Source organism: Caballeronia sp. SBC1, assembly GCF_011493005.1.
Taxonomy (GTDB): Bacteria; Pseudomonadota; Gammaproteobacteria; order Burkholderiales; family Burkholderiaceae; genus Caballeronia.
Genome location: NZ_CP049158.1, coordinates 93,087 through 114,102, shown reverse-complemented (window position 1 = coordinate 114,102; position 21,016 = coordinate 93,087). Strand labels below are relative to the sequence as shown.

13 protein-coding genes, 1 pseudogene and 1 other annotated feature are annotated in these 21,016 nt (G+C 59.8%); of the genes and pseudogenes, 3 read left to right on the top strand and 11 right to left on the bottom strand.

All coding sequences use genetic code 11. The features are described from left to right. The first annotated feature begins 91 nt into the window (after nucleotides 1-91). Complete coding sequence (locus tag SBC1_RS27380) at nucleotides 92-1,132, top strand: FUSC family protein (RefSeq protein WP_165102031.1); 1,041 nt, start codon at nucleotides 92-94, stop codon at nucleotides 1,130-1,132. A 153-nt stretch (nucleotides 1,133-1,285) separates the two neighbouring features. Here the strand turns inward: SBC1_RS27380 and SBC1_RS27375 are convergent, their stop codons facing one another. The 7 genes and pseudogenes from SBC1_RS27375 to SBC1_RS27345 all read right to left on the bottom strand — a co-directional run bounded on the left by SBC1_RS27375 (nucleotide 1,286) and on the right by SBC1_RS27345 (nucleotide 8,899). Continuing rightward, on the bottom strand, nucleotides 1,286-1,969 hold the full coding sequence (locus tag SBC1_RS27375; RefSeq protein ID WP_165102030.1) for a hypothetical protein: 684 nt from the start codon (nucleotides 1,967-1,969) through the stop codon (nucleotides 1,286-1,288). A 352-nt stretch (nucleotides 1,970-2,321) separates the two neighbouring features. Continuing rightward, nucleotides 2,322-3,421, bottom strand: a pseudogene (locus SBC1_RS27370) (IS5 family transposase). Between the two features lie 170 nt (nucleotides 3,422-3,591). After that, nucleotides 3,592-4,823 (bottom strand): IS3 family transposase gene (locus SBC1_RS27365; RefSeq protein WP_370469577.1). Its coding sequence is split into 2 segments (ribosomal slippage): nucleotides 3,592-4,532 and nucleotides 4,532-4,823, totalling 1,233 coding nucleotides; the frame shifts between segments, so codons are not numbered across the junction. Beyond that, nucleotides 4,429-4,545, bottom strand: a sequence feature (AL1L pseudoknot). It overlaps the preceding gene by 117 nt. A 23-nt stretch (nucleotides 4,824-4,846) precedes the next feature. After that, nucleotides 4,847-6,070, bottom strand: a complete 1,224-nt coding sequence (locus SBC1_RS27360) for an IS110 family transposase (RefSeq protein ID WP_165988999.1) — start codon at nucleotides 6,068-6,070, stop codon at nucleotides 4,847-4,849. A 757-nt stretch (nucleotides 6,071-6,827) separates the two neighbouring features. Next, entirely contained in the window at nucleotides 6,828-7,460 is a 633-nt protein-coding gene (locus tag SBC1_RS27355) for a hypothetical protein (RefSeq protein ID WP_165102025.1), read from the bottom strand. A gap of 35 nt (nucleotides 7,461-7,495) precedes the next feature. Beyond that, nucleotides 7,496-8,278 carry a molybdopterin-dependent oxidoreductase gene (locus tag SBC1_RS27350; RefSeq protein ID WP_165102023.1) on the bottom strand — a complete coding sequence of 261 codons (783 nt, stop codon included), beginning with the start codon at nucleotides 8,276-8,278 and terminating at the stop codon, nucleotides 7,496-7,498. A gap of 3 nt (nucleotides 8,279-8,281) precedes the next feature. After that, complete coding sequence (locus SBC1_RS27345) at nucleotides 8,282-8,899, bottom strand: cytochrome b/b6 domain-containing protein (protein WP_255541723.1); 618 nt, start codon at nucleotides 8,897-8,899, stop codon at nucleotides 8,282-8,284. Nucleotides 8,900-9,155: 256 nt separating this feature from the next. Here SBC1_RS27345 and SBC1_RS27340 point away from each other — a divergent pair, with 256 nt between their 5' ends. Both SBC1_RS27340 and SBC1_RS27335 read left to right on the top strand, forming a co-directional pair. Next, nucleotides 9,156-9,836, top strand: a complete 681-nt coding sequence (locus SBC1_RS27340; RefSeq protein WP_165102020.1) for a heavy metal response regulator transcription factor — start codon at nucleotides 9,156-9,158, stop codon at nucleotides 9,834-9,836. Continuing rightward, nucleotides 9,833-11,293 carry a heavy metal sensor histidine kinase gene (locus SBC1_RS27335; protein WP_165102018.1) on the top strand — a complete coding sequence of 487 codons (1,461 nt, stop codon included), beginning with the start codon at nucleotides 9,833-9,835 and terminating at the stop codon, nucleotides 11,291-11,293. Before SBC1_RS27340 ends, SBC1_RS27335 begins: the two co-directional genes overlap by 4 nt. Here the strand turns inward: SBC1_RS27335 and SBC1_RS27330 are convergent. The 4 genes from SBC1_RS27330 to SBC1_RS27315 form a co-directional block, all read right to left on the bottom strand. Then, nucleotides 11,271-13,097 carry an FAD-dependent oxidoreductase gene (locus SBC1_RS27330; protein ID WP_165102016.1) on the bottom strand — a complete coding sequence of 609 codons (1,827 nt, stop codon included), beginning with the start codon at nucleotides 13,095-13,097 and terminating at the stop codon, nucleotides 11,271-11,273. The genes SBC1_RS27335 and SBC1_RS27330 overlap by 23 nt on opposite strands. Then, nucleotides 13,094-14,170: a DedA family protein/thiosulfate sulfurtransferase GlpE gene (locus tag SBC1_RS27325; protein ID WP_165104845.1), complete on the bottom strand. Its 1,077-nt coding sequence runs from the start codon at nucleotides 14,168-14,170 to the stop codon at nucleotides 13,094-13,096. The genes SBC1_RS27330 and SBC1_RS27325 overlap by 4 nt, the downstream gene beginning before the upstream one ends. 385 nt (nucleotides 14,171-14,555) lie before the next feature. Continuing rightward, a complete protein-coding gene (locus tag SBC1_RS27320) occupies nucleotides 14,556-18,266 on the bottom strand; it encodes a DUF748 domain-containing protein (RefSeq protein ID WP_165989076.1) in 3,711 nt (1,236 codons plus the stop codon). 991 nt (nucleotides 18,267-19,257) lie between these two features. Continuing rightward, entirely contained in the window at nucleotides 19,258-20,760 is a 1,503-nt protein-coding gene (locus SBC1_RS27315) for a DUF1254 domain-containing protein (RefSeq protein WP_165102010.1), read from the bottom strand. Between the last annotated feature and the right edge of the window lie 256 nt (nucleotides 20,761-21,016).

Sequence of the window (21,016 nt, the reverse complement as noted above, 5' to 3'; positions counted from 1 at the left end):
CGCCATCCGGGATTGCACCTTGCTGCCGCTGGCAAAACCACCGCCAAGCGCGAGCCCGACAACCCGACGGAATTCACCCAATAAACCCCTAGTGCTCACGGCAAAACTCACGTCTACACCCGAACTCCGGCGCTTTGCTCGCACGCTCGTCAGTTGCCTGCTCAGCTACTACGTCGCCAAACTCGCCACGCTCCCCGAGCTTTACTGGGCGGTCATCACCACCCTCGTTGTCGTCACGCAGCCCAGTCTCAACCAGGCGCTGAGCACGGGCCGGGACCAGATCATCGGTGCAGTGATTGGTGGACTGGTCGGCGTGGTGGGCTTGTTCGCCATCCTGCGCGGCGCACAGCCGCTCATCGTGTTCGCCATCGCACTCCTGCCGCTCGCAGCACTGGCCGCTTGGCGCCCAACCCTCCGGCTCGCCTGCGTCACGCTCGTCGTTGTTGTGCTGGTTCCGGCAAGTGGCCACGGCTCGCCGTATGCACGGCCGATCGACCGCCTGCTCGAAATCCTAATTGGCGCGGGATCAGCGCTACTCGTTGCGTTCTTGATGCCGAACCGCGCGATCAATATCGCCCATGACCGTGCAAGCGAAATCGTGCTGGTGCTGGGCGAGTTGATCGCGCTGACGCTGCGCAAGCCGGGTGACGCGAGCGATGCCGAGCGTTTGCATGGGCATTCCGCGGCCGCCGAGCAGGCACTCGATGAGGCCATTACCGAAGCAGGGCGCGAGCACATCATCGTGCCGGTGAAGCGCACGCGTGGTGACGTGATTGATAAGGTTGCGCCGATGCTGACGCGGCTGCATCGCGATGGGCTGTTTTTAGGGCAGGCGTTTGCGGGAGATGCGGGGTTGGCTGGACGGTTGACTTTAGTTGTCCGAGAAGCGTTGAGCAACACCGCCGATGCGTTCGATGGATTAGCGAAGGCGCTCGCGGCCACGCTCGATGCCGATAAGCGGAAACAAGATGAGAACGTTAGAGCGGCGCGCGAGGCGTTTGAGAGGCTGAGGGTGGCGGCGGAAAAGGCGAATGCATTAATGGAGAAGAATACCGTGCTGCCATTTGTGCTGAATTTGCTGGTGACGGATTTTGGGGAGCTGGTTACAACGGTGGAGGGGAAGGAAGGGTGACGCGAGTAATGGCGAGACGGCGGAGAGAGCTAAAGCGCTTGACTGGGCTCCTTTAGCTCACATGACGCGAATAGTGCAGATAAGAGATGCGTGAGATGGACGAAAAGCAGAGTTCTTTTCTTTCGAAACGAACGATCCGGATTTCGATAAAAATTAACCCTTGCTATGTGAATTTCTGACTTCACCTGTGACCTTTGTAATTCGCAATGCGAGCGCAAAAGCTAAGAGTAGTGGTCCTAAAACCTTCATCAGGTTTTCCGTCTTATTTGGTTTACTGGTCTCTCGATACATGGCATAACGATGCTGCTCGCGTTCGTAGAAGTCTGCAGCCTGGTTGATCTGCGCTACAAACTGCGTCCGATATTCAACGCTCATCCCAAATCGCTCGAAGCCCGTGTCGGCAAGCGGAGGCAGATCGCCCTCGAAATCCGCTGGCATCCGCTTCGCAATTTCATTCGACTTCACGCAGAGCTCACGCTCCTCTTCCGCGATAGCGTCAAAGTCTGGAGGCGAGTTTGGTCCCTTGGTGCGGATGGCACAAATGCCAACGGGATTAGTCAACGCTTCTCTCAGTTGATGGTATGCAGACCAAGTAGCGGGACCCTGAGAATGTTCCGCATAACGTCCTGACAAAAAATGCTCCGCTTCTCTGCTGCTCCCGATCAATCCCAATGTCGCAGCCGCAAGCCATATGTAGTCGGCACGCTTCCAAGAGCGGCTCGAAAGCGGCCACCAGTAGACGAGGGTTACGTGCATCAGTATCAACAGGAAAAGGAAAAAACCGATCAAATAGGCCGGTGTCGCGCTCAGTTCTTCAACCAAGGTGCTGTAACGCATGAACCCTCGCTTTTTGAGTAATATGGACGAGACTCGCTTGATCTGGGGGGAGTCGCATATGAGATAAATCTTAAAAGTGTAGGATGCGTTTTCGCGTTAGCGACACCTCTACAAACTCGCCGAAAGCCCGGATTGGCAGGTGTTAATGACAACGCACTCGCCGTATTTTGTGAACCCCTTTGATGATCACACGACCAGTATTCGCTTAGCAGGCTGCGGAAATAGAGGCCGACTTTACTGAGCCGTGAGCTTAATCAGAATTTTCAGCGGGGAATTTCTCATAGTTTGAAATGCGGACCGGTTAATTTCGGTTTTCGGACCTGTTTATGACGCTCTCTTGGGCATTTTTGGCTCACAGCGGCTGCAACGGCCGGATCTCTCCCAAGGTGCGCATGCGCACGAGGTTGTACGCGGCCATGGTCAGCACAAACATCTGATCGACCTTCTTCAAGCCGCGCACCATCACTTGACGCATACCGCCGATGCTCTTAGCCCAGCCGAAACCTTGTTCGATGAGCTTGCGCTTTTGCTGGGAAACCGCATAGCCCGCACTCTGGGCGATTGACTCGGGCACCGCCGACTGGCGGCCTGAGTTGTTTTGCGCCACGTGAGGCGTGACTTTCATGGTCTTGCAGCCTCGATGAACTCTGCCGCGTCATAGCCTTTGTCCGCCCCCAGCGTGATCTCGCGCGTCGGATCGCCAAGCGCCTGGCGGGCATCGTTGATCATCACTTTGGCCGCTTCGCGCTCGGCATAGCCATCGGCCAGCGTCACCACGGCGCTGGCGATCAGCCCATGGCGGTTATCGCTTAACGTGTGGCCCATGTAGCGTAGCTCGCTTGCCGTTTTGCCCTTACGATACAGCCGCGAATCGGGGTCGCTCTTCGATTCATGCGTCTCATTGCTGCGCGTCTCACCCTTGAAGCTCCCACCGTCTTCGGGGTCCTGATCATCATCGCGGCGCACAAAGCTTTTATGGCCGGCCCATGCTTGAATTAACGTGCCATCGACGCTGAAGTGCTCACCGCAAAGCCAGCACTTCTTCTCGGCAATGCCCACAACCTCGTTGAAGAACTCGATGACCGCGTCATGCTTGATCAGGCGCTCGCGGTTCTTGGTGAAGACAGTGGGCACCCAAACGGCATCGTCCATCGACAGCCCGATGAACCAACGAAACAGCAGGTTATATTGAACCTGCTCCATCAACTGGCGCTCCGAGCGAACGCTATAGAGCACTTGTAATAGCATCGCGCGCAGCAACTTCTCCGGGGCAATGCTGGGCCGCCCACCTTTGATATCAGCCTCGTACATGCCGGCAAACAAGCGATCCATCCTGGCCAATGCTGCGTTGGCCATCTTGCGAATCGAGCGCAGCGGATGATCGGCTGGAACAAAGTCCTCCAGCTTACGCAACGTGAACAAATTCTCGGTAAAGGTATCCGCGCCGCGCATCGCTTCTCACAGTTGTGGGGTCTTCACTAACAACGTTTGAACTGACCTTTTGGGTGACTCCGGGGTGAGGTATTTCCGCAGCCTGTTAGAGCGCATGAACGACGCGGATGCGAAACCTATTGCTCCGAAAACCTATTGAACCGCCCCGGGAATCGTGGAGGCTGGTTGGTTTAAGTTAATACGGGTTCAACGGCGGATGTTTCAAGTTGCCGGTAGTAGTTTGCCTCAGCTTCAGCGGGCGGGATATAGCCAAGCGGTTCCATCAGCCGATGGTGATTGAACCAGGCCACCCATTCCAGCGTTGCCAACTCGACGGACTCACGTGTTTTCCAGGTGCGGCGATGAATCAGTTCAGCCTTGTACAAGCCGTTGATCGTTTCAGCGAGGGCATTATCGTAGCTATCGCCCCGACTGCCGACCGACGGTTCGATGCCCGCTTCGGCGAGCCGCTCGCTATAGCGAACGCTGACGTATTGCGAACCTCTGTCGGAGTGGTGTATCAGCATTCCGTCGCCGCCTGGTCGCCGTGCGTAAAGTGCCTGTTCAAGCGCATCCAGAACGAAGTCCGTGGTCATCGATGTGCTAACGCGCCAGCCAACGATCCGCCGAGCGAACACGTCGACCACGAACGCGACGTACAACCAGCCCTGCCACGTCGAGACGTAGGTGAAGTCCGAGACCCAAAGCTGGTTTGGCCGCGAAGCGTTGAACTGGCGATTGACCCGATCCAGCGGGCGCGGGGCGCAGGCATCGGGGACGGTCGTGCGAACACGCTTGCCTCGCATCACGCCACGCAAACCCAGTCGTCTCATCAATCGCTCAACGGTGCAGCGAGCCACCTTGATGCGCTCCCGGTTCATCTGTTTCCAGACCTTATCCGCGCCGTAGACCTGCATGTTGGTCTGCCAGACGCGCTTGATCTCGGGTTGCAGACGTTCATCGCGTATCGCGCGAGCACAGCGCCGCGACGGATCGCGAAGCTGTGCGGCATGACGCCGATAGCCCGACGGGGCAATCCGCAAGACCTTGCAGATCGACTCGACCCCGAAGGTGTCGCGATGCTGATCGACGAAGGCCTTCAGGACTTCAGACGGCGGTCGAGCTCCGCCTGGGCGAAAAACGCGCTCGCCAACTTCAGAATCTCGTTGGCGCGGCGCAGTTCCTTGTTCTCACGTTCCAGCGTCTTGAGGCGTTCACGCTCCGACGTGGTCACGCCTTCGCGCTCGCCGCTGTCGATCTGCTCACGCTTGACCCAGCCCAATAGGGTCTGGCTCGAACAACCGATCATCGGCGCAATGGTTTCAACAGCTGCCCACAGTGACGGGTGCTCGCCACGCTGCTCGCGCACCAGACGAACGGCGCGCTCTCGGACTTCAGGGGAAAATTGGCTTGGCTTGCTCATGGCTCCATTCTGGTAAGAAGCCGTTATGACGGGGAAGCTGGCTGCACCGGATATCCAAGATCCGTGAGGCGTTTTAGTAATCGCTTAACGGTGCTCTGCATGTCGTGCCGGGTGAAATAGTCTGCACCGAGATCTGCGTATTCCACGCCATTGCGAAGCATGTGCCACGCTGCGGTGAGCATCGACGCAGCCACTGCGATGATTGCTTTCTTTGAACCGCGCCGCGCCTTGACGCGAGTGAACTGGGCGAACAGGTAGCTGTTCTTCGTACGTACTGCGGCCCATGCGGCAGTCACGAGTGCCGTCTTGAGCCATGTGCCGCTCTTGCGGACACGCGTACTGCGGCGCTTACCGGCGCTCTCATCATTGCGGGGACACAGTCCGGCCCACGATATGAGGTGAGCGGAATCGGGAAAGCGCGTCATGTCGACCCCAATCTCGGCCACCAGGACCCGCGCGGTCAGGTCACCGACGCCGGGAATGGTTCTTAGCAGTTGAACGTGCTGCCGGATTGGCGTCAGAGCAAGTCCCACGGCGGCATCCAGTTCAGTCAGCGCGTGCTCAAGGGCGTCGATGAGCTGCAAATGCAGCGCGAGCATCGTACGGTGATGTGAAGTTATGCGGCCGCGCAATGCTTCGCGTAGTTCACTCGTCTTCTTGCGCGCGTGACCTTGCGCCAGTGCCGCGAGCAGCACCGGATCGTTCTCGCCCGAGATGATGGCCTTCAGAATCGCGCGTCCGCTGCCGCCAAGTACGTCAGAAAGGACACTGCCCAGTTTGAGATTGGCATCCTCGAGCACCTTCTGGACACGCAGACAATGCTGGGCGATCTCGCGCGTCAGCTGTTTGCGTGTGCGTGTCAGATCACGTAACTCCTGGATCGCGGCCGGCGGGACGAAGCTGGAGCGGATCAGCCCGTGTGCGAGCAGGTCTGCGATCCACGTCGCATCGTTCACATCGGTTTTGCGGCCAGGCACGTTCCGAATATGCGCAGCGTTGCCCAGCACGAGTTCGAAGGAGCCCTCGAGAACGTGCCACACTGGCTTCCAGTAAACGCCGGTGGCTTCCATTGCCACGTGGGAACAGCCATGGACGGCCAGCCAGTCCGACAGCGCCAGCAATCCCTTAGTGGTACTGTAAAATCTCTGCACTTCACGGTGCTCCGGCGCTGACACACAACGGACGCAGGCGACGATGATGTCCTTATGTATGTCCAGCCCGGCACAGCGCGGATAGAGTACCTGCATGCTGCCCTCCTGCAAGATAGAGAATGGCAGCGGCGACAACCCTCGTTATCGGATTCTGGTAAGCGTGCTCCGGCAGGGCGACATTTGCCCTCGGTCACAATTCGGGGTGCTCGCAGGGTTGCGGGTCCAACTCTCAAACGGGCTCAGTGCACCAGATAATGGGCCGACCTCGACCACCGCTGCCTCGTAATCGTATTCCTTCCCAGATCCGCCTGCAGCAGTCGCGCGCTTCATCCTTCGGGGTCGGGCAAAACCCGATGAATCACTCTCAAGAGTTGGAGCCTCCACCAAATCCGGGGCGGTTCACTATCGTTCTGATTCGATTGCCTTCGAAGGGGATGAAAAGCAGCGCCTTCAGGCCCTTCAACACATTGATCCCAGTTTCTCCGAGGTATTCTTTGGGTCTTATCCAATTCTCGTTGAAGGCGACACCGAACATGCTGCATTTATAGCTGGGCGGTTTTAAGATAGTTGAATGGACCAAGGAGCACGGAGTTGAAAAAGCTATCCGGTTTTCGGGAAAACTGCCGGCTTAGCTCCAGATTAACGGCGACTCCTGCCTGACTTGAGAACCCAGACGCCTCAAACGCTTAAGCTAATTTCGACTCGTTTTCGATCCCCTATTAGTGAAAACAGAGTATTGGCGGCCGTAGATTGCCGTTCGACCGTCCACGGTCTCGTTGCAAAGTCTTCATCGCCGAAAACAAAGCCGACCTCCGGTCGGCTTTGCCCTTTCATACGTCGATGCCGTAAAAACTTACATCGGCGGCGCAACCCCATCCTTCTCAACCACCACGCGCGAAGCCGCGAACTCGGTACCGCTCACCGGCGTCGCCACGATAAACACCTTCTTGCCCGCGACCAGATCCGTGCGCGCGGCCGGCGCGAACGTCACCACAGGCACGCCGTCCGGCACCGTCACTGTGTTGCTGCCACCCTTGTACGACAGCTTCAGATCACGCCCGCTCGTGCCCGTCACGACCTGATCAACGTTCGCGTTGGTCATCGTGCTGTTCGGCGAGAGATCCCATGCATAGTGGCCTTCACCCGTGCCGCGTGCCGCTTCCGGGAACACCAGCACTTCGGTCGCCGTCATCTTGCCGTTGGTACCCGTGGTCGCTGCCGTACCAATGAACGAACCCGGCTTGATGTCCGATAGCTTGATGTTCTTCACTGCCGTGACCGGCGTGTCCTGCTTCATGTCGATCGTCACGGTGTCGCCGCTGCGACGATGCACGGTCAACGTATCGCCGGACAACGAGACGATATCGCCACGAATACGCGCGGGTTTAGCCGCCGGCGCCTGAGCAAATGCAACGCTGGCAAACGCGAGCGCAGCAACCGATACACCGAGTTTCAAACGCAATGAGGTGGATGACGCAATAGACATGGAGGCTCCAGTTTTAGTATTTGACGCGAGAAAATTCAGGCACCGCCGAACCAGTTGTAACCCTGGTTCTCCCAGTAACCGCCGGGATATTCGTTCGTCACGGTAATCGCGACAATGTGCTTCGGGTTCTTGTAGCCGAGCTTCGTCGGCATGCGCAGCTTCATCGGGAAGCCGTATTTCGGCGGCAAGACCTGGCCGTCATACGTCAACGCCAGGAGCGTCTGCGCATGCAGTGCCGTCGGCATGTCGATGCTGGTTGAGTAGTTATCCGCGCAATGAAACGCCACATATTTTGCGGTGGTGTCCGCGCCGGAACGCTTGAGGAAATCAGAGAAACGCACACCGCCCCACTTGCCAATCGCGCTCCATCCTTCAATGCAGATGTGCCGCGTCACCTGGCTTTCCTGCGGCAACGCGCGCAGTTCTTCAAGCGTCCACACGTTCTTGCCCTTCGCCAATCCACCGACCGGCAGCTTGTACGTAGCGGCATCGACGATTGGTACATCGTCGATGTCATAGAACGCGTTGAACGGGAACGGCCGCGTGATCATCGACTCGGGATAGGTCGGCGCGAGCTTGTTCGGATCGAAGAGGAAAGCTTGCGCTTCGTCATTGAAACGCGACATGGTCCGCAGCACGGTGTTGACGGATTTATCGTCGGAGATATTGCAGCCCGACAGCATCATGAGGCCGCCCAGCGACAGAATGCGCTTGCCGAAAAGACGCCGCGCCGGCGCCTTCAGTTCATTGCGCGCATCTTTGAGGATATTGTCGACATCGAGCTTCGACGCAATCAGTTCGCTCTTTCTGTTCAGCATGGTTCAGCGGCCCCGGATCATCAACAACAACGAGCGTGGAACGAGCGCGACCATCACCACGTGCAACACGAAAAAGGCCACCAGGAAACTCATCGCGAAGAAGTGGACTACGCGGGCATTGTCGTAACCGCCCATGAGCTCACGCAGCCACGGGAATTGCACCGACTTCCAGACCGCAAGACCCGACAAGATGACAACGACTATGTCCACGATCACCGCCAGATACGCAGCCTTCTGCACGGCGTTGTAGTGCGTGAGATCGTCATGTTTGAGCTTGCCGGTCAGCGCGGCGCGCAAATCGCCGAACAGGCTTTTGATGCTGAGCGGAAACAGCTTGCGGCGGAATCGTCCGGAGATTATGTTCAGCCCCACGTACACCAGGAAGTTCGCGACCAGCACCCACATGGCCGCGAAGTGCCACAGCAACGCGCCGCCCAGCCATCCGCCCAACGTGATGCTTGAGGGAAAAACAAACGAAGGGAAAATCGGCGAAGCGTTATAGACCTGCCAGCCGCTCGTCACCATCACCACCACCGCCAGCGCGTTGATCCAGTGCGTGATGCGAACCCAGCCAGGCTGGGCTATGACATGAGTCGAAAGTTGAGTCGAAGATGAGTTCAAGCTCGCCTCGTGGGGGGATGATTCGAACAGGGTGCCAAGACGCCGTAGCTCGCGGATTCGGGCAGACTTGAAGGGCCGCACTGCACAGTGCTACACGCGAAGGCCTCGTCTTGATTGCATCTTAGCGACCGCACGCTGATCTGCGCATGACGCGTTAATGACTTTTTTGTCATCTTTTCCACGCGTCCGGGCAGGTGGATAGAATGGGCCTTATTCCTTATTCCTTATTCCTCACGTAAAGCGACGCGCCCGCAGCATGACCATCCTGGTTATAGAAGACGACCGCAAGACCGGCGACTATCTGAAGAAGGGGCTCACCGAGTCCGGGTATCAGGTCGACCTGATCCGCAACGGCGCCGATGGCCTGCATCAGGCGCTGGCGCATCCGTACGAGCTGATCGTGCTGGATGTCATGCTGCCCGGTCTTGATGGGTGGCAAATCATGCAGGCGTTGCGCGCGAAGCGTGACCTGCCAGTCATCTTCCTGACCGCGCGAGATCACGTCCGGGACCGTATTCACGGCCTGGAACTGGGCGCTGACGATTACCTCGTCAAGCCGTTCTCATTCACCGAACTCGTGCTGCGCATCCGCACGTTGCTGCGGCGCGGCGTGATACGCGAGTCCGATGTATTCCAGGTCGCGGATCTTCACGTCGATGTCCTGCGCCGGCGCGTGACGCGCCAAGGCATAGACATCGCGTTGACGAACAAGGAATTCGCGTTGCTTCATCTCTTCTGCAAGCGGCAGGGCGAAGCGCTGTCACGGACCTTGATTGCATCGGAAGTGTGGGACATGAACTTCGACAGCGATACCAACGTAGTCGATGTCGCCATCAAACGCCTGCGCGCGAAACTCGATCAGCCCTTCGATATCAAGCTGATCCACACGGTGCGCAGCATCGGTTATTCGTTCGGCCCATCCGGGGACTCGCATTGAGTCCGCTATGGCGTTCGCGCTCGCTGGTCGTACGCATCACGTGCCTGTTCGCGCTGATCGTGTGTGTGGTGGTGAGCATGGTTGGAGCGTCGTTGTATCACGCGACCAGCGCCACGCTGTCCACGCGTGCGGATTACCAGTTGATCGGACGGGTCGAACACTTTCGCTCGCTGCTGCACGACCTCTACACGATCAAGGAAATCGAAGCGCGCCCCAAGCTGTTCGAGACCATGCTCGGCGACAGTCAGGACGTGATCATTTTCCGACGCCCCGGCCAGGCGCCGTTCATCAGCGTGAACCCGGAAAACATGCCGTTGCCGCCGCTCGTCCCGGTGCCGGTTCAACGCGCCGTCAACCTCGACGCGCTCTATGAAGGCTCGCGCCGGGACGGCGTGCGCATGCGCTGGGTCGCGGCTCAAGCGCGGGTAGGCGCCAGCGGCGAAGTCATCGAGATCATCGCGGCACACGTGATGACGCAAGAAGCGCGGGTGCTGTCGGCGTATCTCGTGCGTGTCTGGATCAACGTGGTGAGCGCGGTGCTGATCACGGCGCTGCTCGCGTGGTGGGTATCGAGCCGTGGTCTTGCGCCGCTGCGAAAAATGGCCGACAGGGTCGCCGGAATCACACCCGATACGTTGTCCGCGAGACTCGATATAGAAAACACCCCAACCGAATTGCAAAGCCTCGCGATGTCGTTCAACGCCATGCTCGACCGCTTGGCGACCGGTTATGAACGGCTGCTGCAGTTCTCCGCGGATCTGGCGCACGAGGTACGCACGCCTATCGGCGTGCTGATCGGACAGACGCAGGTGACGCTCGCGCATACGCGCAACGAGAGCGAATACAAGAGCGTGCTCGAGTCGAACCTGGAGGAGCTGGAACGGCTTGGGCGCATCGCGCAGAACATCTTGTTTCTAGCGCAAGCGGACCACGAGCGGCAGGAAATGGAACGCACGCCGCTGAACATTCGCGAACAACTGGAAACCATTGCGACGTACTTCGAAGGACTCGCCGACGAACGCAATCTGAGCTTCGAAGTGCATGCCGAAGGCAAGATGTTCGCTAACGCGATCATGTCCCGGCGGGCAATCAGCAACGTGGTGGTCAACGCGGTGCGCTATGCCAAAGCCGGCACTACGATCCGGCTGACCGGCAGCGAAGACTCGCAGGGCGCGCAAGGTGCACGGGGTGCAGTGATCGTGATCGGCAATCAGGGCATGCCCGTCGCACCGGACGACCTCGCGCGTCTGTTCGATCGCTTTTATCGCGGCGATGCAGCCCGCAGCGAGTTCACGGAATCGAGCGGCCTGGGGCTGTCTATCGTGCAGGCGATCATGCGGCTGCACGGCGGGTCGGCGTCAGTGAGTTGTTCGGCGGACGGCTGGATCGAATTCACGCTCCGGTTCGCCGCCGCGCCGCAATTCCACAGCATGCCTACTCCACCGCGCCAGCCTTGAGCGCCAGTTCCTGACGCTCGGCGAGCAGGCCGTGAATCTGCGATACAACCGCCGCACCCTCGCCCACCGCCGCCGCCACGCGTTTTGTAGATGCCGAACGCACATCGCCGATAGCGAACACACCCGGCACGCTGGTTTCCAGCGAGGACGAGCAGTCCGCGTGGCCACCATGGGCAGCGGGCCCCGTCAGCACGAAACCCTTGGCGTCGGTGTTGACATTGCAGCCGCGCAGCCAGCCAGTATTAGGGTTGGCGCCGGTGAAGAGGAACAGATGCCGCACGTCGAGCTTGAGCGGACCGTCAGGTGTCTTGCAATGCACGGCGGCGAGCGTCCGGCCATCGCCTTCCAGCGACTCGATCTGCGTGCGCGCGTGCACCGTCACGTTCGGCAATGCCGCGATCCGGTCGATCAGGTACTTCGACATGCTCAGTTCCAGCCCCGGTCCGCGGATCAGCAGATGCACCCGCGCCGCGTGCGAGGCGAGATACACGACTGCTTGCCCAGCCGAATTGCCGCCGCCCACCAGCACGACTTCCGAGCCCTTGCAAAGCTTCGCTTCGACCGGCGACGCCCAGTAATACGTGCCATGCCCTTCGAATTTTTCGAGCCCGACAATGTTCGGCCGTCGATAAGCCGCGCCAGTCGCGATCACAACCGTGTGCGAACTCACACGCTTACCGTTCATCAGTTCGATCTGGATCGGCGTGCAGTTGCAGTGGAGCGCCTTGATCTCGGTCGGAATGGCGATGTGCGCGCCGAACTTCTGTGCCTGCACGAAAGCGCGCCCGGCCAATGCCTGACCGGAAATGCCGGTCGGAAAGCCGAGGTAGTTTTCAATCCGTGAACTCGCGCCGGCCTGCCCGCCGGGCGCGCGGCAATCGAATACCGCCACCGACAACCCTTCGGACGCCGCATACACGGCCGTCGCCAGGCCGGCTGGCCCGGCGCCGACAACCGCGACATCGTAGATATGCGCCGGATCGAATTCCGGCAGCCAGCCAAGTTGCGACGCGAGCTCGTTTTCATCGGGCGCGCGCATCACCGTGCCGTCGGGACAAATGACGAGCGGGAAATCCGCCTTCGATGTCGAGATCCGCTCAAGCAACGCAATGGCTTCGGGATCGCTACACGCGTCGATCACGGTGTGGGGGTAACCGTTGCGGCTCAAAAAACCTTGCAGCGATATCAGCTGTCCATCGTTCGACTGGCCGACGAGAATCGGTCCGCTGCCCTTTTCGATCAAACCGACGCGACGCAGGATCAACGATCGCATGATCCGTTCGCCGAGCTCCGCTTCCGCCACCAGCAGCGCGCGCAGCCGGTCGGGCGCGATCAGGATGGCTTCGACGTCGTCCATCGCGTGACCGTCGACCAACGCAGGCTTGCCCGACAACTGGCCGACTTCCGCCAGGAATTGCCCGGGCTCCGACTCGACCACCAGATGCACGTGGCCCAGGCCGTCGCGCCGCGTAACCCGCACCCGGCCGTTCAACAGCACGAACATGCCGGGGCCGGGCACGCCAACTTCGAACATCAGTTCTCCAGCACGCCAGTACTGCACGTTGCCGAAGCGCCGCATACGGTCGATTTCCTCGACAGTGAGATACGGGTACATCTGATGACGGCGGCTTTGGAGCGGCGAGAACGGCGCGTCGGCGGCGACTTCTGCCGGCGCCACGGTGGTCGTGTCATTTGCGATCGCGTTGAGGTCTTCCGATACAGGCGGCGGACTGTTGTCGCGCCATTCCGGGTGGCCGTGGCCATGGTTGGGCGATTCGTTGGTCCCTTCGAGCGTGGTACTCATGCGTGGCGATCTCCATGCAGGTAGACGGCGTCATGCAACGCGCCTTTGCCGGCGGCCGGCGCTTTCGCGGGCCACGGGCACATGGCGGCCATTTCGCCCAGGTCCTCGCGCGCGCCGCCGAAGTCGGTGAGCGGCTTGAGGTCGAGACCGGCAAGGCGCCAGGCGTCGAGTCCGCCGGTCAGCGGCACGACGTCCTTGAAACCGGCATTGCGGAGTGCCTTGGCCATCCACGCCGCCGATACCTCGTTCGGACACGAGCAATAAATGATGATCTTCTGATCCGGCTGATAACTTTCCACGATCTTCTGCAGCTCGCGTTCATCGGCGAAAATGGAGCCTGGAATCACAAAAGGATCGAGGACGCGTTTCTCCGCGGAACGGATATCGAAGATAGCGGGCAGCGGTTCGTTTTCCATCAGCGCATACAACTCGTTGACGGTAATGCGCGCCGTTTCCAGCGTCTTCATCAACATCTTCCGGCGCCAGTAGCGATAGGCCACGTAACACGCCAGCGCGACCGCCACAATCAGGAGCGCTTGTTTCCCGAGCCGCGCGATCATGGCGAACACCATGTCGAGCTCGGCCGCGAAGATCACGCCCACCGCGAGTCCCACTGCGGCCCATAACGCCACGCCCACACCGTCATGCGCGATGAAAGAGCGCGTGCGCACGCCCATGGCGCCGGCCAGTGGCACCGAAACCAGCGACAAACCCGGAATGAATTTCGCGACGAGCAACACGCGCACGCCCCACTGGCCGAAAAACCGTTCGGTCTTTTTTACGCAGGTATCGCGCGACAGGGACAGCTTGCAGATGGTCTTGAGCGTGCGGTCGCCGTAGCGCCGGCCGCCCTGGAACCAGACGAGATCACCCAGCACGCCGCCGACGACGGCAATGCCGAGCATCAGTGCGAGATGAGGCCACAAGCCCTGGCCGTTGACGCCCATCATGGCCACCGACGCGCCAACTACGATCAGCGTCGGCATTGCGGGCACGGGCAGGCCGAGCGCTGCGCCCATCACGTTGAAAAAGACGATTGCCGGGCCATACCGGTCAGCCAGTTCATGCAACAGCATGGGATTCTCCTGCAGGTTGTGCAGCGCTGGATTCGGGTGTGGAGAGCCTGAACGCCGTGGGCGCTTCGCGCGAAGCGCTTACTTTATACGGCTCGTGCGACGGCTTTGCGATGAAGCGCGGTGAGTTCGAAAACGCGGCCGGACATTACGTCGAGCGACGAGCCGCTCCGCGCAACGCCTGGCAGTTCTTAGCCACTCCGCGTTCCCGTCATGCGCGCCGCGATGCGCCGTCGCATTCATGAAATGAGTGTAGCGCGGATTGGCGAGAATGCCGATGGTCGAGGCCGTTCCCACGACGCAGGTTCTTCGGCGCGAACCGTCTTCAGCGTATGCCTAAAATCCGCATGTTTTTCACCCGCGTCGCGCTGCCTCGTCGCCTTCGTCACTTCAGGCCGAAGTCTACCCGCGTGGGTGCCCCCTTGTCCTTGATGCCATCGGCGTTGAGGTGCGGCGCGACGATGAAGATCCGCTTGCTGTCGATCTTGCCCTCAAAATACTCCTTCACCACCTCCGCCCGGCGCTGCGCAAGCGCACCGAGCGCGCCCTCGTCCACCGGTGCGTGCTCCTCCAGCGCGGCTTTCACGTCGGCGTCGGGCACGGACTTCGTCATGCCGATCAGGTTGCGCGGTTTCTTGAAATCCGCGCCTTTGTACGCTTTCGTCAGGAACTTGCTGTATTCATCGGCGGAAATCGGGATGCTCGACGGATTGATGTTCGGATTGTCTTCGCTCGCGTCCTTCATTTTCGAGAGGCGCACTTGCCGGTCGACATAGGCCGCGCGCAAACCGGGTTCGTCCAGCGCCGGGTCCACCCGCGCCGATATCTCCAGCGTGATCGACGGCTTGTCGGTCAGGGCCTTCGCGATGGTGTCGAGTTTCTCCTTCGCCGCGTCGCTCAACGTGGCTGAGCCCGGATCGAATTCCACGTAGCCGAGTTCTTCAGGGTTCTTGCCGCCAAACGCATTCGCCAGCAGCGAGAACGGCGCAGTTACCGCGCGCTCGACAAGGTGCAGGATTGCTGTCCACACCAGCGCACCGATCGAGAATTGCGGATCCGAAAGCGAGCCGGAAACGGGAATGTTGACGTCGATCTCGCCCTTCGAATTCTTCAGCAACGATACCGCGAGCCGCACCGGCAAATGGGTCGCGGTGGTGTTGTCGACGTGATCGCCGAACGTGAGTTGATCGATGAAAAGATGATTGTTCGCGGTGAGCTTTTCGTCGGCGAGCATGTAGTGCAGATCGACGTTGAGCTTGCCCTTCGTGATCGGATAACCCGCATATTTGGTGGAATACGGCGAGATATTCGGCAACTCTACGTCGTGCGCGCTCGCAGTCAGATCCAGCGACGGTTTCGCGATCAGCGGATTCACCACCCCTTTGATCGATACCGGTCCGTTCGCGGACAGTTTCGCGGCGACATCGACGGGCGCGGGCGTGGTCGAGTGCGTGCCGAATGCGCCGATAGTGCCCGTGATCGAGACCAGGTTAGCGGTGAAATTCGGCTTGATGAAGTTATCGGTGTAAGTCACACGGCCGTTTTGCAGCACGAGCTGGCCAAAGCGCAAATTCGCCGATGACGCCGCGGTTTTCGGCGCGGCAGGTTTCGCAGCCGGCGTAGACGCGATAGACGCAGAAGCCGCCGTGGAGGCGCCGACTTGCGTGGAGGCCGCGCCCTTGTCCTGCGCCACGATATCGCGGAGATTGAGCTTGCCTTGCGCGTCCAGCAGCACGCGGCCATAGAAGTTCGCGAACGTGACGCGCGCGGCCTCGACGTCCGCGCCTCGTTCGTCGTAGCGGGCATTCAGTTTTGTCAGGCCGAGCAGTTTCCAGCCGGCCAGCGGGTCCGAATTCAACCGGTCGATCAGCCGCACATTCGACAACGACACATCGCCCTTGTAACCGGCCTTCAGCGCGCGTCCAGCGCCTGAGAACGACGCGTCGCCGTTTGCGCTCAGCAGCGCGCTGGAAACCGTCGCGTTCAGGTTGCCGCCGAAGTACGGCTCGAACGCCGATGCGTCCAGTTCGCTGGCGTCAATATGCAGCGCAAGGCTCAGCGGTTTCGCGGTTAGCTTGCCGGCCACGGCGAGCGCGCCTTTGCCGTTCATCGTCAGCTTGCCGTCGATGGCGAGCGGTTTCGTCAGGTCGTCGGTGACTTGCTTGATGTCCAACTGCAACGGCGCGATATGCAGTTTTACCGGGTGCGGCGTGGATTCGTCGGTGAAGTCGGCGCTGCTGTCGTTGAGCGACACCTGCGCGATTTGATAACGCCACGCCGGACCCGCCTCGTTCGCCTTTTCGACCTTGCGCGTCGCGCTGGCTTCCGGCGCGGTTTCGTGCGGACCGGCGAGCGCGGTGAGATCGATACTGCCATCCTTCAGGCGTTTTGCATCGATGGAAAGACCGTTCAGCACGACGCTATCCATCGCCGCCGTGCGTGCTGCAACATCGATCTTCTGGATCTTCGCTTCTGCTGACGCCAGCGTGATGGGTGCGGTGTTCGCTGTAGTCGGCACGAGCTTCAGCGACTTGAGCGTGACATCGCCGGCGCCGACCTGAATGGACGGCTCGAGCTTCGACCAGTCCACTTGCAACGGCAAATTTGCGCCGAGCGAACCGTCGGTGATACGAGCCGCCACCGCGTTCGCCACGTAGGGTTGTAAAGGCGCCAGCGGCAAGTCGCTCAGCGCGAGTTTTGCGTCCGCATTCTTCCCCGGCAGCGTGAAACTACCCGACGCGTCGAGCCCGCCGCCGTGATCGAAGGCCGTCTTGAGCGTATAGCGCGCCGGGGGTTTGCCGAGCGTGGAAAAGTTGTCGAGCGTCACGTTCAGGGCAGTCAGTCCGAGCGTGGCGGGTTGCGCCATCAAGCGGTCGTCGAAGACTATATGGCCTTGCTCAATCGCCAGATGTTTGATCGCTAGGTCGAGCGGTTGTGCTGCGGCGTCGGCGGGTTTTGCATCGCTGGCGGGCGTCGAAGCTGTCTGGGAAGCAGGCGTTGATGCGCTCAGTTTTTCGAAGTTGAATGCGCCGGATTTATCGCGGGAGAGTTTTACGTCAGGTTGCGTCAAACGCACTTCATCCAGTCGATACACATTGCGCAACGGCTCAAGGTTCGCTGCATTCACATGCAACGTTTGCGCGGCGAACAGCGGTGCATCCTGCTTGTCCGTCACGGCCAGATCCGCGAGATCTGCGGTCCCTTTGATACGAATCACGGGAGCGTCAGCGCTGAGCGCAAAGCTCACATCGAGGTTCGTCGACAAGCGTCCGCTCTTGACCGCGACCGGCAACGAAGCAGGCGCGTACGACACTATTTGCGGCACGTCGAGGCCGTCGAGTTGCAGCGCGATCTCCGACTCGCGCGACTCGGAGAACGGCTTCGTGCGTCCGTGGATAGACAACGGCGAACCATCAATGCGCGCCTGCAGCGAAGGCGTCACGAACAAGTCGGTGGTAGACGGGAGATTGGCGATGAACGGAATCCCGATCGACCAGCGATCGATTACGTGATGCGTTTTAAGCAGGCGGTCGTCGAAATCGATCCGGCCATTTTCCACGCGAATATTCGATACGGAGAATCGCGCCGGTTTGGTGGACGGATTCGCTGAAGGCTTCAAGAACTTTTCAACGAGATCGGAGAAGTTAAAGCGTTGCGCGTCGAATCGCACGATATGAAAGCGTGGTGAATCGATCTTGAGTTCGTTGATGATTGGCGCGAGTCGAAATAACGACGACCACCACGGGCGGACGATCAGGCGTTCTATATCGACGAAATCACCGCTTTTGGCTCCCGCGCCCAGGTTTGCGGGCGCTTCGCCAATATGCACGCGGTCGGCTTCGAAACTGAGCGTATAGGGATTAAGCGCGATTCGTTCGATGCTGGCCGGGCGATCGAGTTGTGCTGAGAGTTGCTGCTCCGCGATATGTCGAATGAGCGGAGGAGCCGCGAAAAAGCCGAGCAGGCCGATTACGATGACGGCGAGCAGGAGCCCGATCACAATGCGCCGAGTGCGCCGGGCTTGCGCTACCGAGTTCACGCCTTTAAGCAGGCTACGCCCGGCGGATGTCAGGGAAGTCTTGTTCAGGCTTGCCATGCGTGCCTCGTAGCGCGGCCGCGCGCGCGGGCACGAGCCACACGCAGCCTTGGGAAACAGGAGGCCTGAGTATACGACGCTGTGCGGGCAAATTGAACCCCAAAGGAGGCCGTTCGCACTTGGGGTTTGGGGTTAGTGCTTTCGGCGTTCACGGTCGGGGTCAATGCCGGGTTGGTGCTTTCGGCCTCAGTGGTCTGCGTGAGTTGGTTGTTTTCTTTATCACTGTTAGCCACTGTGCGTGGCGGCACGTCATTTCTTTGTCCAAAGCGACAAAGAAACGAAGCAAAGAAAACGCTTTCAAAACGAGGGCTCATAAGTGTGCACAGCGTGCAGTTCTGATACATGGGTACCCCAAAAGCACGGTGCTCGCCAGAGCCACTGATGTTTGAACCCCTCCTTCTCGCGAATCCTGACACGAACACGCTTCGCCCCCAACGCTCTCGGGCAAGCACCAGTTACCAAGGAACCCGCACGGCCTCACGTATTTTGACTGCCTCCGTTTCTTGATGCGTTAGCTGCTCGGTTTGCGCTGTTATTTTCGCGGGTTACGGCCTGACGCATCCTGCGGCGTTGTTTCTTAGGCGGGTTCGGCTGCGAGGCCCGACATGCATACAAATTCGGAGGGCGGTTTACGCGGATAGCGCGGGGTGTTCCTTGGGCAGGTTCAGTCACTGGTGGCGAAGCGTGTGGGTATCCGTGTTCGGAGAAAGAGGGGTTCACACATCCGTGGCTCTGGCGAGCACCGTGCTTTTGGGGCACCTATGAATAGAAACTGCACGCTGTGGACACTTAGGGTAGCGTGGTTTGAAAGCGTTTTCTTTGCTTCGTTTCTTTGTCGCTTTGGACAAAGAAATGACGTGCCGCCACGCACAGTGGCTAATAGTGATAAAGAAAATAGCCAACTCACGCAGACCACTAAGGCCGAAAGCACCAACCCGGCATTGACCCCGACCGCCCCCCGCCCGTCGGCGCAAGCGAAAAACCTGAAAAATTATTGCCGCTCAATTGCCGGTGGCGCCCACGTCCCATTCGAAGCTTCTGCCTTCGGCGCATACAGCCGGAACATCAACTGAAAATCACCATCGGGCGCCGGCAACCAGTTCGAAACCCGTGCCTTCGCAGGCTCCGCAGCCGACACGGAAATATCGACGGATCCATCACGGTTCTTCTTTAACCGGTCCCGGTCATTCAGCGAAAGCCGCAGCGTCTTGTCGTCGATTAACGCACCGTCTTTCGTATACGCAGTCAACGTCCAGAACCCGCGCACCGGCGGCAACTGGTTCGGCGCAAAGTGCAATACATACTCATTTGCACCATTCAGCGCGTGGCCGTCGCTGTCGGAGAATGCCACCGGCTTCACCTCGTCGTCCTTCGTGCCGGTACCCGGCTGCCGCCGCGCCAGGAACGCGCGCAACGTGTAGTCGGTGTCGTAATTGCCCGCGCCATCGCCGAACCAAACCCAGCCGTTACGACTGATCGCATTCGACGGCACCGTGTCCACCCGCGTACGGCCATCGGCAAGGCCGGTCGCCAGCAAATCAGCATCCGCAGGACGGAACTGCACCGGCTCGCCGGCCTTCACGCCAAGGTCGCCGAGCAAAGTGACGGCGTGCGGATCATTCGGCGCCGGCGGATTGTCCTGCAACGCCTTCGCAAGACGCGTGAAAAACGCGGTGGCATCGAGCGAATCGGCTCTGTCGCCGCCCGTGCCTGTTACCACCGTCGGCGTGCTGGCTGTCACGTTCGGCCACGCACTGCCGGCCGTCGCAGCGCTGGTTTTATCGGCGGAAGGGGCTTCTATGGTCATCGCCGTCTGCAGCTTGCGCGCCTCGCGCACGTCACGTTGGCCATTCACACGCACACGAATGGAAAGCCACACGTAGCGGGTCGGAGTTTCAACCCGCGTCACACCGTCAGGAAGCGTTCCCGTATAACCCACCGGGACAAACGCAATCACATTGCCCTGTTGCGCCGCCAGCCTGGCCGCTCGCGCCGCCTTCATACTCAGCTTTCTTTTCACCGGCACGGCCTGATCCTGCCCGTGTGGGATGCTGGAGTAGATCACGTTGGTCCAGGCATCGAAGGCGCGGGCATCGTAATAACGGCCATGCAGCGTATTCGGCGTATTCGGAAGCGATACCAGCACCGGGCCGCTGGAGACATCCAGCCACGCGGTCGATTCCAGCGTATCCACGCTCGGCCGCCCCGACACGCCGACCGGCGGCAGCGCCGTCGCATGCCGCAGCGTATTCACGGGCGCCTGACCGGGCCGGGACGCATCGCCGCCCGTGGCTTTCTCCCGTGCAATATCCGAGACCACCAGCGGATATCCAAACACATAAGCGTCCGCCACCTGATCCTTGCGCCAGCCATCCCCGCTGGTCACGACGGGCGCCTGCGTCGCGCACCCGCCAAGTACCGCCAAACTGCTCAAACCAGCAGCCACCCATAGCGCCGCGTACAACGAAATTGCCCAGCGTCGATTATTTTTCATTCGATTTAAGGATCTGTTTAAGGCTTTCACTTCGTTCGTCGAGTGCGCAGGCCGGTCCTCGTCTCCCGGTCTTCTGCCAATCCGCGTCACGGCGCTTAATCTATCTTGAAAACGGTTTTTATCTTATCCAATGACGATAGGCAAGGAGCGCGTAACGCCCCTGAACGCCTCCGCCGCGGTTTCAGAAAAGTTTCGACCGATGCAGGCATCGCGTAACATGATTTTTTTCGGTTTTTTTAGCCAGTTTTTTCTAATC